At 62.6% G+C, this 15,228-nt stretch carries 16 protein-coding genes; 14 read left to right on the plus strand and 2 right to left on the minus strand.

Going from position 1 to position 15,228, the window contains the following annotated elements; translation table 11 throughout:
- Positions 1-784: MBL fold metallo-hydrolase (locus EN943_RS23470; RefSeq protein ID WP_245475941.1), on the minus strand; the 784-nt coding region annotated here is incomplete at its 3' end.
- Between the two features lie 279 nt (positions 785-1,063).
- Between EN943_RS23470 and EN943_RS23475 the strand changes: the two genes are divergently transcribed.
- Both EN943_RS23475 and zapE read left to right on the plus strand, forming a co-directional pair.
- On the plus strand, positions 1,064-1,603 hold the full coding sequence (locus EN943_RS23475; RefSeq protein WP_023811288.1) for a protease inhibitor Inh/omp19 family protein: 540 nt from the start codon (positions 1,064-1,066) through the stop codon (positions 1,601-1,603).
- 53 nt (positions 1,604-1,656) lie between these two features.
- On the plus strand, positions 1,657-2,859 hold the full coding sequence (zapE, locus tag EN943_RS23480; RefSeq protein WP_127414819.1) for a cell division protein ZapE: 1,203 nt from the start codon (positions 1,657-1,659) through the stop codon (positions 2,857-2,859).
- A 49-nt stretch (positions 2,860-2,908) separates the two neighbouring features.
- On the opposite strand, the gene EN943_RS38850 is transcribed toward zapE, so the two are convergent.
- The gene (locus tag EN943_RS38850) at positions 2,909-3,031 is read right to left on the minus strand and encodes a hypothetical protein (protein WP_281060857.1); all 123 of its coding nucleotides are present in this window, start codon (positions 3,029-3,031) and stop codon (positions 2,909-2,911) included.
- 235 nt (positions 3,032-3,266) lie between these two features.
- Between EN943_RS38850 and mdh the strand changes: the two genes are divergently transcribed.
- The 12 genes from mdh (at position 3,267) to lpdA (ending at position 14,997) form a co-directional block, all read left to right on the plus strand.
- On the plus strand, positions 3,267-4,235 hold the full coding sequence (gene mdh / locus EN943_RS23490; protein ID WP_013528846.1) for a malate dehydrogenase: 969 nt from the start codon (positions 3,267-3,269) through the stop codon (positions 4,233-4,235).
- Positions 4,236-4,278: 43 nt separating this feature from the next.
- Entirely contained in the window at positions 4,279-5,472 is a 1,194-nt protein-coding gene (gene sucC / locus EN943_RS23495; RefSeq protein WP_023811286.1) for an ADP-forming succinate--CoA ligase subunit beta, read from the plus strand.
- A 4-nt stretch (positions 5,473-5,476) separates the two neighbouring features.
- Positions 5,477-5,848, plus strand: coding sequence for a cupin domain-containing protein (locus EN943_RS23500; protein ID WP_023811285.1), 372 nt, complete (start codon positions 5,477-5,479; stop codon positions 5,846-5,848).
- A gap of 58 nt (positions 5,849-5,906) precedes the next feature.
- Positions 5,907-6,137, plus strand: a complete 231-nt coding sequence (locus EN943_RS23505; RefSeq protein ID WP_127414820.1) for a hypothetical protein — start codon at positions 5,907-5,909, stop codon at positions 6,135-6,137.
- Positions 6,127-6,285, plus strand: a complete 159-nt coding sequence (locus tag EN943_RS23510; RefSeq protein ID WP_245475942.1) for a hypothetical protein — start codon at positions 6,127-6,129, stop codon at positions 6,283-6,285. Before EN943_RS23505 ends, EN943_RS23510 begins: the two co-directional genes overlap by 11 nt.
- Before the next feature lie 15 nt (positions 6,286-6,300).
- Positions 6,301-7,203: a succinate--CoA ligase subunit alpha gene (gene sucD, locus EN943_RS23515; RefSeq protein ID WP_127414821.1), complete on the plus strand. Its 903-nt coding sequence runs from the start codon at positions 6,301-6,303 to the stop codon at positions 7,201-7,203.
- A gap of 125 nt (positions 7,204-7,328) precedes the next feature.
- Positions 7,329-10,316, plus strand: coding sequence for a 2-oxoglutarate dehydrogenase E1 component (locus tag EN943_RS23520; protein WP_127414822.1), 2,988 nt, complete (start codon positions 7,329-7,331; stop codon positions 10,314-10,316).
- A gap of 47 nt (positions 10,317-10,363) precedes the next feature.
- Positions 10,364-11,644, plus strand: a complete 1,281-nt coding sequence (gene odhB / locus EN943_RS23525; protein WP_127382343.1) for a 2-oxoglutarate dehydrogenase complex dihydrolipoyllysine-residue succinyltransferase — start codon at positions 10,364-10,366, stop codon at positions 11,642-11,644.
- Positions 11,645-11,654: 10 nt separating this feature from the next.
- Complete coding sequence (locus EN943_RS23530) at positions 11,655-12,236, plus strand: hypothetical protein (protein ID WP_127414823.1); 582 nt, start codon at positions 11,655-11,657, stop codon at positions 12,234-12,236.
- Positions 12,237-12,301: 65 nt separating this feature from the next.
- A complete protein-coding gene (locus EN943_RS23535; protein ID WP_245475943.1) occupies positions 12,302-12,754 on the plus strand; it encodes a hypothetical protein in 453 nt (150 codons plus the stop codon).
- Positions 12,751-13,506, plus strand: coding sequence for an SDR family oxidoreductase (locus tag EN943_RS23540; protein WP_127414825.1), 756 nt, complete (start codon positions 12,751-12,753; stop codon positions 13,504-13,506). The genes EN943_RS23535 and EN943_RS23540 overlap by 4 nt, the downstream gene beginning before the upstream one ends.
- A 60-nt stretch (positions 13,507-13,566) precedes the next feature.
- Complete coding sequence (gene lpdA, locus EN943_RS23545; protein WP_127414826.1) at positions 13,567-14,997, plus strand: dihydrolipoyl dehydrogenase; 1,431 nt, start codon at positions 13,567-13,569, stop codon at positions 14,995-14,997.
- Positions 14,998-15,228: the final 231 nt, after the last annotated feature.

Consider the following 15,228-nt stretch of genomic DNA (forward strand, 5'->3'; position numbering starts at 1 on the left):
AGCGCGGCTCATAGGCGCCGATCGGCAGGATGGCGAAGCGGAAGCCGCCATGTTTATCGGCCATCCGCCGGTAGTTGATGCCATCGTGGAAGCCGGTGTCGCCGGCGAAATAGAGCTTGCTGTCAGGCGTTTCGACGACGAAGCCGGCCCACAGCGCCATGCGCCGGTCTCGGGCGCCGCGCGCCGACCAGTGATGCACCGGCTCGACATGGACGGCGGCGCCATTGCCGATCTCGATCTTGTCGCCCCAGTCATGCGCTGACAGCCGCATGCCGGGCACGGCAGCTTCGATGATGGCGTCGTTGCCGAGCGGCGTGAGCACCAGCGGGTCGTGACCGGCCTTCAGCCGCTTCAGCGTGGCGAGGTCGAGATGGTCGTAATGGTTGTGGCTGACCAGCACGAGGTCGATCGGCGGCAGGTCGGCAAAGGCGATGCCTGGCGCATTGATGCGTTTTGGTCCGGCGAAGGAAAGCGGCGACGCGCGCAGCGACCACACTGGATCGGTGAGGATGTTCAGACCGGCCGTCTGGACCAGCAAGGTGGAATGACCAACCATCGTCACTTCCAGCGCGGCGCCCTCGACCCTTGTCGCCGGCTTTGCCTGCGGAAAGGGGCTTGGGTTCGTCGCCGGCCATTTCGAACGCTGGCCATTCAACTGCCATTTCAGCAGGTCGGCGAAACGGCCGGGTGGCTGGCCGTCGGGATTGAAGAACAATGCGCCGTCGAAATGGTCGCTGGGCGGGCCGCTGTAATAGCGATTGGCGGCTGTCTTTCTCGCGGCCAATTTTTGCGGCTCCAGCAGGATTTCGTTTTCCAGACATAGGCGCTAAGGCGGCTCGCGCAAGCGTTCAGCCGCCGAATGTCAGCGCTGCACTGCGTTGGCCGGACCCCCAGGCGACGCCCGACAAGCGGTCAGCCGTCGCGATTGCGATAAATTTGCAACAATTCTTGCTGCAAACTGTATTTTAACCATATCGGGTTGAAATTTCGCCACCTTCTCCATCTTGGTGGGGGTGAGATTGTGCGGACGGCTTCCCCCCAGCCGGATCCGACGGAGGTTGGAATGACTTTTTCGAAAACCGGTCTGGTGGCCGTATCGTTGGCGGCGCTTGTTGCGAGCGGCTGTTCGACCTCACGTTTTTCTTCGATGGATGACCAGCAGCCGGCACCGCTGGAGGCCGCGCCCGCCGGCAAGGTGACGGCGAACCAACTGCCGCCGCCGGCATCGCCCGGCACCACCGACCCGTCGCAATTCCCGACCGCTCCCGCGAACACGCAGGTCGCCGCTCTGCCTTCGGACGGCTCGGCGCCGGCCGGCGCTTCGGACGTGACCGCCGCCAGCGTCGCCGGTGTCTGGAACGCCAGCGTTGCGGGCCAGAGCTGCAAGGTGGCGACACCGCAGACCAAATTCGGCGCCGGCTTCCGCGCCGGTCCGCTGCATTGCCCGGCGCCGATGGACGGCATCAAGTCGTGGAACGTCGCCGGCAAGCAGCTGACGCTCTATGACGAGAGTGGCGGTGCGCTGGCGCGGCTCTATTCCTCGGGCGGCTCGAAATTCGACGGCCAGACTTCCAACGGCCAGCCGATTTCACTTACGAGATAATTTTTGTTTTACGCAATTCCGGTTCCCGGAATTGCTCCAGAACGACGTGACCGATGCATCTGCGTGACGGCCTCCAGACCCATGCGACCGTCAGGCAGCGCTACGACCATCTGGTGGAAACCGGTACGATCGACCGCGATCCGGCGCAGGAACGGATCGTTGCGGCGCTCGACCGGCTGACCGATGAGATCTCGGCCAAGCGGCTGGCGCATAAGTCGAGCGCGCTGGGCTGGCTGTTCGCCCGCAAGCGCGAGACGCATGAGGCCGTCAAAGGCCTCTATATCCATGGCGGCGTCGGTCGCGGCAAGACCATGCTGATGGACATGTTCTTCGACTTGCTGCCGGTGCGGCGCAAGCGCCGCGTCCACTTCAACGACTTCATGGCCGACGTGCAGGACCGTATCCAGAAGCACCGGCAGGCGCGCAAGAATGGCGATGTCAGGGAAGACGATCCGATCCCGCCTGTGGCCAAAGCCCTTGCCGAGCAAGCCTGGGTGCTGTGCTTCGACGAGTTCTCGGTCACCGACATTGCCGACGCGATGATCCTGTCCAGGTTGTTTTCGGCGCTGTTTGCCAGCGGCGTGGTGTTGCTCGCCACCTCGAATGTGGCGCCGGAAAACCTATACAGCGACGGGCTGAACCGCCAGCTTTTCCTGCCCTTCATCGGCATACTGGAGCGGCACACACAGGTGCTGGCGCTCGATGCCGACAAGGACTACCGGCTGGAAAAGCTCGCCCGGACACCGGTCTATGTGACGCCAGCCGATGCGGCGGCGGACCAGCTACTCGACGAGGCCTGGCGAGCCATGACGCGGAGCGCGCCGACCGCCGAGACATCGATCGCCCTCAAAGGACGGCAGGTGATCGTGCCGCGTGCGGCGGGCGATGCGGCGCGGTTCTCCTTCGCCGATCTCTGCGAGAAGCCGCTTGGCGCGCGCGATTTCCTGGCGATCGCCGGACGCTTCTCAACCATTTTCATCGACCACGTCCCGGTGCTCGGCGAAGGCAAGCGCAACGAGGCCAAGCGCTTCATCCTTTTGATCGACACACTCTACGACCATCATGTGCGGCTGGTGGTGAGCGCCGAAGCCCCGCCGCAAGCGCTTTATGCAGCCAAGCGTGGCGTGGAAGTCTTCGAGTTCGAGCGCACCGCATCGCGGCTGATCGAGATGCAAAGCCGCGACTGGCTGGAGGATTGGGCGGAGCGGCAGAAAGGGAAGCCAGCGGTGTCGGAAACGTCGCAGGCGCAGGCCTAGAAATCGGATCTGCAGCGTTCCTTCGCGCGCCTCTATCTCGCTAGCAAGGTCAAGGGCTCTGTTGTTGTGGTGCCAGCCGATCCGGCCTGTCCGGCTCGCCGAACACATCCTTGACGACCGCTATCACAAGGGCGTCATCGCCCGCATCCAGCCTTACGATTTCCATCTTCATCGGTTATTTCTTCCCAAGTCGGCTTACAAACTTTGACGTTTACGTAAATCCCAAATGATCTAACCGATTGAAAATACTGACGCCAAAATAATCGTTTGAATTTTTTCCGTGCCGGGGCTATTGGGTGCGGCGAAAATTCGCGGTTCCCCGCAGCATTCCGGCCTCTTCTTCGACGCCGCCATCAAGTCACCAGAGATTTGAGACGTCGTCACCGACAAAGGGAAAACATCCTCACATGGCACGCAACAAGATAGCGCTTATCGGCTCTGGCATGATCGGCGGCACGCTCGCTCACATGATCGGCCTCAAGGACCTCGGCGACGTGGTGCTGTTCGATATTGCCGAAGGTATCCCGCAGGGCAAGGGGCTCGATATCGCGCAGTCGTCGCCTGTCGATGGCTTCGACTCCAGGCTCACCGGCATCAACGACTATGCCGGCATCGAGGGCGCCGACGTCTGCATCGTCACCGCCGGCGTGCCGCGCAAGCCCGGCATGAGCCGCGACGACCTTTTGGGCATCAACCTCAAGGTCATGGAACAGGTCGGCGCCGGGCTGAAGAAGTATGCGCCGAAGGCCTTCGTCATCTGCATCACAAACCCGCTCGACGCCATGGTCTGGGCGCTGCAGAAGTTCTCAGGCCTGCCCAATAGCCATGTCGTCGGCATGGCCGGCGTGCTCGACAGCGCGCGCTTCCGTTATTTCCTGGCCGAAGAATTCAAGGTCTCGGTCGAGGACGTCACCGCCTTCGTGCTCGGCGGCCACGGCGATTCCATGGTGCCGATGATCCGCTACTCGACGGTATCGGGCATTCCGCTGCCCGACCTCATCAAGATGGGCTGGACCTCGAAGGAGAAGCTCGACCAGATCGTGCAGCGCACCCGCGACGGCGGCGCCGAGATCGTCGGCCTGCTCAAGACCGGTTCGGCCTACTACGCGCCGGCTGCTTCGGCGATCTCGATGGCTGAAGCCTATCTCAAGGACAAGAAGCGCGTGCTGCCCTGCGCGGCGTATCTCTCCGGCCAGTATGGGGTCAAGAACACCTATGTCGGCGTTCCCGTGGTGATCGGCGCCGGCGGTGTCGAGCGCATCATCGAGATCGAGCTCAACAAGAGCGAGCAGAAGATGTTCGACTCCTCGGTGGCGACGGTGCAGGGCCTGACCGAGGCCTGTGTCAAGATCGCGCCGCAACTCGCCTCCAAATGAATCTCCAATAAGTGAACCCCCAGTCGATCCGGAGACCATCCAGATGAACATCCATGAGTATCAGGGCAAGGCGCTGCTGAAGAGCTTTGGCGCGCCGGTGGCTGAAGGCGTGCCGGTGTTCAAGGCGAGTGAAGCGGAAGCCGCCGCCAAGGCGCTGCCGGGTCCGCTCTATGTGGTGAAGAGCCAGATCCATGCCGGCGGGCGCGGCAAGGGCAAGTTCACCGAGCTCGGCCCGGACGCCAAGGGCGGCGTGCGGCTGGCGAAATCGGTGGCCGATGTCGTCGCCAACGCCAACGAGATGCTGGGCAACACGCTGGTGACCAAGCAGACCGGCCCGGCCGGCAAGCAGGTCAACCGCCTCTATATCGAAGACGGCGCCGACATCGAGCGCGAGCTCTATCTGTCGATCCTGGTCGACCGTTCGGTCGGCCGCATCGCCTTCGTCGTCTCGACCGAGGGCGGCATGGACATCGAGGCGGTCGCCCATGACACGCCCGAAAAGATCATCACCGTCGCCATCGATCCGGAAAAGGGCGTCACCGCAGCCGACCTGAAGGCGCTCAACGGCGCGCTCAAGCTCGACGGCGATGCGGCCAAGGACGGCGATACGCTGTTCCCGATCCTCTACAAGGCCTTTGTCGAGAAGGATATGAGCCTGCTCGAGGTCAACCCGCTGATCGTCATGAAGAACGGCCGGCTGCGTGTGCTGGATGCCAAGGTGTCGTTCGACAACAACGCGCTGTTCCGTCACCCCGACGTGCTCGAGCTGCGCGACACCACCGAAGAGGACGAGAAGGAAATCGAGGCGTCGAAATACGACCTCGCCTATGTCGCGCTCGACGGCAATATCGGCTGCATGGTCAACGGCGCCGGCCTTGCCATGGCGACGATGGACATCATCAAGCTCTATGGCGCCGAACCGGCCAACTTCCTCGATGTCGGCGGTGGCGCTTCGAAGGAGAAGGTGACGGCAGCGTTCAAGATCATCACCAGGGATCCGGCGGTCAAGGGCATCCTGATCAACATCTTCGGCGGCATCATGAAGTGCGACATCATTGCCGAGGGCGTCATTGCCGCGGTCAAGGAAGTCGGCCTGGAAGTGCCGCTGGTGGTGCGCCTGGAAGGCACCAATGCCGAGCTTGGCAAGAAGATCATCAACGACAGCGGCCTCAACGTGGTGTCGGCCGACGATCTCGACGATGCAGCCAAGAAGATCGTGGCGGCGGTGAAGGGCTGAGCGGATGCCTCCGCGCAAGATAAACCTCGTCGAGGCGGCGGATCGGACCATCACCAAGGTTTTCGATCCGCATATCGCCGGCGACGTCAATGACAGCCAGGCTAAGGTCGCCAAGTTCGGCGAAATGTTCGACTGGCATGCGCATGACAATGAGGACGAAGCCTTCCTCGTTTTGCGCGGGCGTATCGCCATCGATTTCCGCGACGGCCCGGTCGAGCTTGGCGAGGGCGATTTCATCGTCGTGCCGCGCGGCGTCGAACACCGTCCGCGTTCGCTGACCGCGGAGCCGGTGGTGCTGATGTTCGAGCCGGCGACGACGCTCAACACCGGCAACGCCAAAAGCGACCTGACCGTCGCCGACCTGAAGCGGCTGTAGGGGCTTTGTGAATGCCGAACAATTACACATGTTGTGTGGCATTCACGGGAGATGAGACATGAAGAACATCACGCTGGAGGTCGAAGACGAGGTTCTGGAGCAGGTCAAGCTGGCCGCCGTCGAACAGCGAACGACCGTCAATGCCATGGTACGAGAGTTTTTCGCTAGGGTGGCTGCGAAGCGGCACGCCAAGAACGAAGCACGGCTGGCCTTGTTGAAGCTTGCTGGCGAGGTGGCAGGCGACCTGGGCGACAAGACGTGGAATCGGGATGCTCTCTATGATCGCTGAATGCTTCCCCGACACGAACATCCTTGTCCATGGCGCAATCATCGCCGCCGCCGAGCGCCTTGGCGTCAAGACACTTTACACCGAAGACCTCAACCACGGGCAGGCTTATGGCTCAGTGGTCGCTATCAACCCCTTCCGCACTCACTGATCAGGTCGCAAAAAAATGTCCATCCTCGTCGACAAGAACACCAAGGTGCTGGTGCAGGGCCTGACCGGCAAGACCGGCACGTTCCACACCGAGCAGGCGCTGGCCTATCACGGCACGAAAATGATCGGCGGCATCCACCCCAAGAAGGGTGGCGAGACGTGGACCGGCGCCAAGGGCGAAAGCCTGCCGATCTTCGCCACCGTCGCCGAGGGCAAGGAAAAGACCGGCGCCAACGCGTCCGTCGTCTATGTGCCGCCGGCGGGTGCCGCCGAGGCCATCCTCGAAGCTATCGAGGCCGAGATCCCGCTGATCATCTGCATCACCGAAGGCATACCGGTGATGGACATGATCAGGGTCAAGGCGCGGCTCGACCGCTCGACGTCGCGGCTGATCGGCCCGAACTGCCCGGGCGTGCTGACGCCCAACGAATGCAAGATCGGCATCATGCCCGGAAACATCTTCCGCAAGGGCTCGGTCGGCGTTGTTTCGCGGTCGGGAACGCTTACCTATGAGGCAGTGTTCCAGACCACCAATGTCGGCCTCGGCCAGACCACCGCCGTCGGTATCGGCGGCGACCCCGTCAAAGGCACCGAGTTCATCGACGTGCTCGAGATGTTCCTCGCCGACGAGGAGACCAAGTCGATCATCATGATCGGCGAAATCGGCGGTTCGGCCGAGGAAGACGCCGCGCAGTTCCTCAAGGACGAAGCCAAGCGTGGCCGAAGCAAGCCGATGGCCGGCTTCATCGCCGGGCGCACGGCGCCGGCCGGCCGCACCATGGGTCATGCGGGCGCAGTCATCTCCGGCGGCAAAGGCGGCGCCGAGGACAAGATCGCGGCAATGGAATCGGCCGGGATAAGAGTTTCGCCGTCGCCGGCAAGGCTGGGCACGACCTTGGTCGAGGCGATCAAGGGCTAAAGCGAGTAGTGAATAGCGAATAGGGGAAACAGAGTAGCAGCGCGACCACAGGGCAATCCCTACTCGCTATTCGCTACTCCCTATTCGCTCCAAACAGGAGACGGAGCCGGGCTCCGCGGACAAAAATGGCAAGACAAGATCAGGCCAACGACCAATTTTCGCTCACCTCTTTCCTTTACGGCGGCAACGCCGACTATATCGACGCGCTCTATGCCGCCTATGAGGACGATCCAGCCTCGGTCAATCCCGAATGGCAGGAGTTCTTCGCCGGGCTGAAGGACGATGCCGGCGATGTGCGCAGGAACGCCAAGGGCGCTTCCTGGGCCAAGCCTTCCTGGCCATTGCAGGCCAATGGCGAACTGGTGTCGGCGCTCGACGGCAATTGGGGCATCGTCGAGAAGACGATCGAAAAGAAGGTCAAGGACAAGGCGGTCACCAACGGCGTCGTCCTGTCCGATGCCGACGTGCACCAGGCGACGCGCGATTCGGTGCGCGCCATCATGATGATCCGCGCCTACCGCATGCGCGGCCATCTGCACGCCAATCTCGATCCGCTCGGCATCGCCAAGCCGCTCGAGGATTACAACGAGCTGTCACCGGAAAACTACGGCTTCACCGAAGCCGATTACGACCGGCCGATCTTCCTCGACAATGTGCTCGGGCTTGAATTCGGCAGCATCCGGCAGATGCTGGAAATCCTGACCCGCACCTATTGCTCGACGCTCGGCGTCGAGTTCATGCATATTTCGGACCCCGAGGAAAAGGCCTGGATCCAGGCCCGCATCGAGGGTGCCGACAAGGAGATCACATTCACCGCCACCGGCAAGAAGGCGATCCTGCAGAAGCTGGTCGAGGCCGAAGGCTTCGAGCAGTTCATCGACGTCAAATACAAGGGCACCAAGCGCTTCGGCCTCGATGGCAGTGAAGCGCTGATCCCGGCGCTGGAGCAGATCGTCAAGCGCGGCGGCCAACTCGGCATGAAGGAGATCGTGCTCGGCATGGCGCATCGCGGCCGGCTGAACGTGCTCTCCCAGGTGATGGCCAAGCCGCACCGCGCCATCTTCCACGAGTTCAAGGGCGGCTCGGCCGCCCCGGACGAGGTCGAGGGTTCGGGCGACGTCAAGTATCATCTCGGCGCCTCGTCGGACCGCGAGTTCGACGGCAACAAGGTGCATCTGTCCCTGACCGCCAACCCTTCGCATCTGGAGATCGTCGATCCGGTGGTGATGGGCAAGGCGCGCGCCAAGCAGGATTACCTGTTCGGCCGCAGCCGCGAGGAGATCGTGCCGCTGGAAGAGCGGGCCAAGGTGCTGCCGCTGTTGCTGCACGGCGATGCCGCCTTCGCCGGCCAGGGCGTGATTGCCGAGATCCTCGGCCTGTCCGGCCTGCGCGGCCACCGCGTCGCCGGCACGCTGCATTTCATCATCAACAACCAGATCGGCTTCACCACCAATCCGCGCTTCTCGCGCTCGTCGCCCTATCCGTCGGATGTGGCCAAGATGATCGAGGCGCCGATCTTCCACGTCAATGGCGACGACCCGGAAGCCGTGGTGCACGCCACCAAGGTGGCGATCGAATTCCGCATGAAGTTCTTCAAGCCTGTTGTGGTCGACATGTTCTGCTATCGCCGCTTCGGCCACAATGAGGGCGACGAGCCGGCCTTCACCCAGCCGATCATGTACCGCAACATCCGCACCCACAAGACGACCGTGCAGATCTACGGCGACCGGCTTATCGCCGAGGGTCACATCAGCCAGGCTGAGCTCGACCAGCTCAAGGCCGACTGGCGGGCGCATCTCGAATCCGAGTGGGAGGTCGGCCAGCACTACAAGCCCAACAAGGCAGATTGGCTGGACGGCGCCTGGTCGGGCCTGCGCACCGCCGACAACCAGGATGAACAGCGGCGCGGCAAGACCGCCGTACCGGTCAAGACGCTGAAGGAAATCGGCAAGAAGCTGACCGAGGTGCCGAAGGATTTCGAGGCGCACAAGACGATCATCCGCTTCCTCGAAAACCGCCGCCAGGCGATCGAGTCGGGCGAAGGCATCGACTGGTCGACGGCCGAGGCGCTGGCCTTCGGCGCCATCCTGCTCGACGGCAATCCGATCCGCCTGTCGGGGCAGGATTCCGAACGCGGCACCTTTTCGCAGCGCCATTCGGTCCTTTACGACCAGCGTGACGAGACCCGCTACATCCCGCTCAACAATCTGTCGGCGGCTCAAGCCGGCTACGAAGTCATCAACTCGATGCTGTCGGAAGAGGCGGTGCTGGGCTTCGAATATGGCTACAGCCTGGCCGAGCCCAAGGCGCTGACCTTGTGGGAAGCGCAGTTCGGCGACTTCGCCAACGGCGCCCAGGTGGTGTTCGACCAGTTCATCTCTTCGGGTGAACGCAAGTGGCTCAGAATGTCGGGCCTCGTGTGCCTGTTGCCGCATGGCTATGAAGGCCAGGGTCCGGAACACTCCTCGGCCCGGCTCGAACGCTTCCTGCAGCTTTGCGCCGAAGACAACATGCAAGTGGCCAACTGCACGACGCCGGCCAATTACTTCCACATATTGCGCCGGCAGCTGAAGCGCGACTTCCGCAAGCCGCTGATCCTGATGACGCCGAAGTCGCTGCTGCGCCATAAGCGGGCGGTGTCGACGCTGCCGGAAATTTCCGGCGAAAGCTCGTTCCACCGGTTGCTGTGGGACGATGCGCAGCTGCTTTCCGGACAAGCGATCAAGCTGGTCAAGGATTCCAAGATCCGCCGCGTCGTGCTGTGTTCGGGCAAGGTCTATTACGACCTCTATGAGGAGCGCGAAAAGCGCGGCATCAACGACATCTATCTGCTGCGCGTCGAGCAGCTTTACCCGTTCCCGGCCAAGGCGCTGATCACCGAACTGTCGCGGTTCCGCAATGCCGAGATGGTCTGGTGCCAGGAGGAGCCCAAGAACATGGGCGCCTGGTCGTTCATCGACCCGTATCTGGAATGGGTGCTGGCGCATATCGACGCCAAGCATCAGCGGGTGCGCTACACCGGCCGTCCGGCCGCCGCCTCGCCGGCGACCGGACTGATGTCGAAGCATCTCGCCCAGCTCGCCGCCTTGCTCGAAGACGCGCTTGGTGAATAGAGAAGATCTGGGCGAACAACAGAACCGAAAGAAAACGGACAGGCACAATGGCTACCGAAATCCGCGTTCCCACTCTCGGCGAATCCGTCACTGAAGCGACCGTCGGCAAATGGTTCAAGAAGGTTGGCGATACAATCGCCGCCGATGAACCGCTGGTCGAGCTCGAAACCGACAAGGTGACGGTGGAGGTGCCTGCCGCCGCCGCCGGGACGCTGGGTGAGATCACCGTCAAGGAAGGTGAGACGGTCGGTGTCGGCGCGCTGCTCGGTTCGATTTCGGCAGGTGGCGCGGCCGCTGCACCAGCGACCAAGCCGCAAGCGGTGTCGCAGGCCTCGTCGCCGGATGCGGCATCGACCGGCAAGCAGGCCGCGGCCGAGACCGCCAAGATCGCCGGCGATGCCGGCCCGGTCGAGCCGCGCACCATGCCGCCGGCACCGGCCGCGGCGAAACTGATCGCCGAAAGCAATCTCTCGGTCGACCAGATCTCCGGTTCGGGCAAGCGCGGCCAGGTGCTGAAAGGTGACGTCCTCGACGCCATCTCCAAGGGTGCGCCGTCGCAGCCGGCAGAGACGCCGAAAGCAGCACCTGCACCGGTTGCAGTGCGTGCGCCGTCCTCGGGCGACGACGCTTCGCGCGAGGAGCGCGTGCGCATGACCAAGCTGCGCCAGACCATCGCGCGCCGCCTCAAGGAAGCGCAGTCGACCGCCGCCATGCTGACCACCTTCAACGAGGTCGACATGTCAGCGGTGATGGCGCTGCGCACCAAATACAAGGACGTGTTCGAAAAGAAGCACGGCGTGAAGCTCGGTTTCATGGGCTTCTTCACCAAGGCCGTTACGCATGCGCTGAAGGAAATCCCCTCGGTCAACGCCGAGATCGACGCCACCGACATCATCTTCAAGAATTATGCCCATATCGGCGTCGCCGTCGGCACCGAGAAGGGCCTGGTTGTGCCGGTGGTACGCAATGCCGACCAGATGTCGATCGCCGAGATCGAGAAGGACATCGGCCGGCTGGGCATCGCCGCGCGCGACGGCAAGCTGTCGGTCGCCGACATGCAGGGCGGCACGTTTACGATTTCCAACGGTGGCGTTTACGGGTCGCTGATGTCGACGCCGATCCTCAACGCGCCGCAGTCGGGCATTCTGGGCATGCACAAGATCCAGGATCGGCCGGTGGTGGTCGGCGGCCAGATCGTGATCCGGCCGATGATGTATCTGGCGCTGAGCTACGATCACCGCATCGTCGACGGCAAGGAAGCGGTGACCTTCCTGGTCCGCGTCAAGGAAAGCCTGGAGGATCCGGAACGGCTGGTGCTTGATCTCTAGGGTTGGTGCGGTGGCTGAGCCAGCTGAGCCAATCGACTTTGTTGAGCTTGTTACGACAGGCCGGGCGGGCCCGATTGAACTCGGCAAAAGCAGCCGTGAAACGGTTCGAGGCTTGATCGATCCGGAGGATGTGCGGGCGGACAATCATTATCGCCACGAGGACACCGAATCCGCTTGGTGCATATACGGCACGAATTGCGAATTCTTCTTCAGCCCCGATTTTCGTTTGCGGTCGATTCGCGTCGAGCCTGTCTTCGGAAGAATGCAACCAGGTGGCATGATGGCGACTTGGTACGGCCATCTGGACGTCGATATGGGCCGACATCCCGTCATCTTTGCAGGCACAAAGCCCATAGCCATACATACCTTGCCCAAGGCATTGCAGTTCCTGAATAAGAGCGAATTCAAGTGGGCAATCGGCGGCGGTCGTGAGCGCGACGTTTACATTGAGCTGGCGGAGAGTTCTCGCATCTTGACCCTCAAATACGAGGTGAACGCGGTTGCGGTCGACAGGAATGAAAACGTTGCATTCGAGATAGATTATTTTCTTTCGACGGTCTTCATCCTCGATCAAGCTGTTCAAGGCGGATAGCAGTGACGATCCGTTCTTTCTTGTCCGAAAGCCTGTCGACCGCATCGATAGCGGTCGGTACGGCGATGATCCCGGCGGCAGCAATTGCTGCCTGCCCGATCGAGCTTGCCGTCTATGGAGACACTCAGAGCGGCAGCGAAATCGATTTCACGCCGACAGGCACCTCGGCGACCGTCACCAATAGCTTCCGCATGATCCTCGACAACAATGTGGTGCTGAACGGCATCGTCATGTGGAACGAGGGCGTGTCGCGGCCAAACGGCGCGCTGATGTACAAATGCCCCGAGGGTGACGTCACCGGCGAGGAGCTTGCCGCCTGCACGCCCTGGCATGGCGTCATCTACACGTCGGATGACAAGGGCAACATCGGACTGCTGCCGGCCGAAGGGGTCGAGGCGCCGAAGACGCTGATCCTGCCGGACCTCGGGCCGTTGCTGCGCCAATCCAGCGCCTATGGTGGCAGCGGATTTTCGAAAGTGCCGGGGGATGTGTTTGCCTTGAAGGGATGCCAGGAATGAGCGGGACGCAAAAGGTGCTGCTGGTAACCGGCGGCAGCCGCGGCATCGGAGCCGCGATCTGCCGGTTCGGGTCGAAGGCCGGCTACCGGGTAGCGGTCAACTACGCTTCGAATCAGGATGCCGCCGAGGCACTGGTCGCCGAGATCGAGGCTGCCGGTGGCGAGGCTTTTGCCGTCAAGGGCGATGTCGGCAACGAGGCCGATATCGTGGCTATGTTCGGCGCAGTCGACCACGCCTATGGACGGCTCGATGCCTTCGTCAACAATGCCGGCATCGTCGATGTCAAGGCGCGCGTCGACGAGATGGATGTTTCGCGGCTGGAGCGCATGATGCGCATCAATGTCGTCGGCTCGTTCCTCTGCGCCCGCGAGGCGGTCAAGCGCATGTCGACCCGTCATGGCGGATCGGGCGGATCCATAGTCAACATCTCGTCGGCGGCAGCGACATTGGGTTCGCCGGGCGAGTATGTCGATTATGCCGCCTCCAAGGGCGCCATCGACACCTTCACCATCGGGCTCGCCCGTGAGGTGGCGCTGGAGGGCATCCGCGTCAATGCGGTGCGGCCGGGTATCATCGACACGGATATCCACGCCTCCGGCGGGCAGCCGGACCGGGTGGAGCGGTTCCGCGACCTGCTGCCGATGAAAAGAGCGGGCAAGGCTGATGAAGTCGCGGGCGCGGTTCTCTATCTTCTCTCCGACGCCGCGTCCTACACGACCGGCGCGATCCTGAATGTAAGCGGCGGCCGCTGAGCGCTCTCAAGCAGATCGAGCATGGTGTTATCCGAAAACCGCGTCACACTTTTCGGCATCATGCTCAAACAGAAGGACAGTATCATGGCTTATGACGTCGTTATCATCGGATCGGGACCGGGCGGCTATGTCTGCGCCATCAAGGCGGCGCAGCTCGGGCTCAGGGTTGCGGTGGTCGAGAAGAACGCGACCTTCGGCGGCACCTGCCTGAACATCGGCTGCATACCGTCCAAGGCCCTGCTCCATGCCTCCGAGATGTTCGCGGAGGCCAGCCACTCCTTCGACACGCTCGGCGTCGAGATATCAGCGCCGAAATTGAACCTGAAGAAGATGATGGCGCACAAGGATGCGACGGTGTCGTCGAACGTCAACGGCGTCGCCTTCCTGTTCAAGAAGAACAAGATCGACAGCTTTCGCGGCACCGGCAAGGTGGTCGCGGCCGGCAAGGTCTCGGTCACCTCCGAGGACGGCAAGGTGGAGGAGATTGAGACCAGGAACATCGTCATCGCCACCGGCTCGGTTGTCGCCGGCATTCCCGGCGTCAAGGTCGACATCGACGAGAAGGTGATCGTGTCGTCGACCGGAGCGCTGTCGCTGGACAAGGTTCCCGGCCATCTGGTGGTGGTCGGCGGCGGTGTCATCGGGCTCGAGCTCGGCTCGGTGTGGGCGCGGCTCGGCGCCAAGATCACCGTGGTCGAATTCCTCGACACCATCCTCGGCGGCATGGACGGCGAGGTCTCCAAGCAGTTCCAGCGGTTGCTGTCCAAACAGGGTTTCGAGTTCAAGCTCGGCGCCAAGGTCACCGGCGTCGCCAAGGCCAAGAAGGGTGTCGCGGTCACCTTCGAGCCGGTCAAGGGCGGCGCCGCCGAGACGATCGACGCCGATGCCGTGCTGATTGCCACCGGCCGCCGCGCCTATGCCGACAGTCTCGGGCTCGAGGAAGCTGGTGTCGAGGTCGACGAGCGCGGCCGGGTCAAGACCGATGGTCATCTCAAGACCAATGTCCCCGGCATCTATGCCATCGGCGATGTCATCGCCGGGCCGATGCTGGCGCACAAGGCCGAGGACGAGGGCGTGGCGGTAGCGGAAACCATTGCCGGCCAGGCCGGCCACGTGAACTATGACGTCATTCCGAGCGTCGTCTACACCAGCCCGGAAATCGCCTCGGTCGGCAAGACCGAGGAAGAGTTGAAGAAGGCCGGTATCGACTACAAGGTGGGAAAGTTCCCGTTCAGCGCCAATGGCCGGGCGCGCGCCATGCTGCACACCGACGGTTTTGTGAAGATCCTCGCCGACAAGCAAAGCGACCGCGTGCTCGGCGTGCATATTGTCGGCTTCGGCGCCGGCGAGATGATCCACGAGGCGGCGGTGCTGATGGAATTCGGCGGCTCGTCCGAAGATCTCGCCCGCACCTGCCATGCGCATCCGACGATGTCGGAAGCAGTCAAGGAGGCGGCACTGGCCACGTTCTTCAAGCCCATTCATATCTAGGCGACAAACGAGCGACAAAACAAAAACGGCCCGCTTTTCAGCGGGCCGTTCGTATTTGATATCGAACCGATCAGTTAGCCGGTGCGGCAGGAGCCGGCGCTGGAGCCGGTGCGGGCGCCGGTGCAGGTTCCGCGGGTGCTGGCGCTGCCGGAGCAGGTGCCGCGGGAGCCGGTTCGGCTGGCTTGGCCGGTTCGGCCGGCTTCATCGGTTCCGCCGGTGCCGGTGCAGGGG

Origin of the sequence: Mesorhizobium sp. M7A.F.Ca.US.006.01.1.1 (genome assembly GCF_003997935.1) — a bacterium.
Lineage (GTDB): Bacteria > Pseudomonadota > Alphaproteobacteria > Rhizobiales > Rhizobiaceae > Mesorhizobium.